The following is a 1472-nucleotide window of genomic DNA, read 5'->3' as shown; positions in this document are numbered from 1 at the left end:
TGAGTCTCATAGTAACTTACGCTCCAGCTTGCCTCGCCTCCTGTAATCTCATTATCCTTCACACTCAAATCAAATACCGTAATCTCATCAGCAATATCATCATCACAAAGCTCTAGTGGTGATGGTTGTACTGCTACCGGTGGAAGCTCCACACGTAACTCAAACTCTCCTGTGTCAACACAGCCGTTAACATCACTCACAAGACGTACATAGATCACCTGTGGGTTGCTCGTATTGGTATAATTCCCAACATTAGCTATTGGGTTGTTTCCTGATAATGCATCTGCTAACGTAACATGATAGGTCAATGTCACATCACTCTGTGATCCTATAATCTCTGAATCTTTACTGGTCAAATCAAATTGTGCAATCCCATCAGCATTCGTGTCACAGATCACATAATCCTCTATTGATACTGGTACCTCTGGAGATTCCAACACACGGATCGTCAATGTCTCTGAAGCATTATAACAGCCCGTGACCGTATTGGTGAGTCTAATGTAAATGACTTGCTCATCCATCACAATATTCGTATAAGGACTCGATAGGGCGTTGTCTCCCATATTCGCATCTTCCTGTGTCTCGTGGTAGGTAACAGCCGTATCCAACTCACCTCCTATAATCTCTAAGGTTCGATCCTCTAAATCAAAGCTTGCAAAACCATCATTATCAGAATCACATTCCTCTAAATCCGTTGGTGGTGTTGGTGATGGAATCGGGTTCACCCTAAGTAATATGGTCGCTGTAGTGCTTACAAAACAGCCCGTAACATCATTGGTCGCGCGTACAAAAATAGTCTGTGGGTTGACCGTATTCGTGTAAGGACTTGTAATTGGGTTAGTCCCATTATTCGCATCTGCCTGAGTCTCATAGTAAGTAAGGCTGATTCCTGTCTGTCCGTTTAATATCTCATCTGTGGCATCCTCCAAAATAAAGGACTCCATTTCATCCCCTGGGTTATTCTCATCGCATAGCTCTAATGGTGCTGGCTGAACAAGTACCGGTAGCGCGTTAACGATAAGCTCTAAGGTTGTTAGTTTATGACAGCCTGTTGCATTATCCTCAACTCGTACCCAGAGAATCTGGTTAAAGGCTGTTGTGTTCGTATAGTTCGTCGGTGTCCCTATCGCACCCATAGGCATCTCTGCATTTACCTCACTCGTATAGTAAGTCACCGTATAAAGCGTCGGGTCTGCTAAATTCTGTAAAATCTCATCCTCTTTGCTTGTCAAGTCAAACTGACCAAAACCATCTGCCGATAAATCGTCACAAATCTCTAAAGCCGTTGGTGCCGCTCCTAACTGTGGAGTCGGATTCACAATCAAAACAAGCTCTACTATAGTTGCACAGTCTGTCGCTATCGTAGCACTCTCTACTCGAACATAAATCGTCTGCATGTCCTCTACAATGTTATTATAAGGACTCGAAAGTTCATTTACGCCATTCTCAGCATCTGACATCGTCTCATGGAA

At 43.5% G+C, this 1472-nt stretch carries 1 pseudogene; it reads right to left on the bottom strand.

Annotated features, from left to right (window positions below):
- Positions 1-1472: pseudogene (locus ACU8DI_RS15320) on the bottom strand (hypothetical protein); the annotation flags it as partial.

This window comes from Psychroserpens sp. BH13MA-6 (assembly GCF_052983595.1).
Note: the sequence above shows the minus strand (reverse complement) of the source record. Positions and strands in the feature narration are given on the sequence as shown.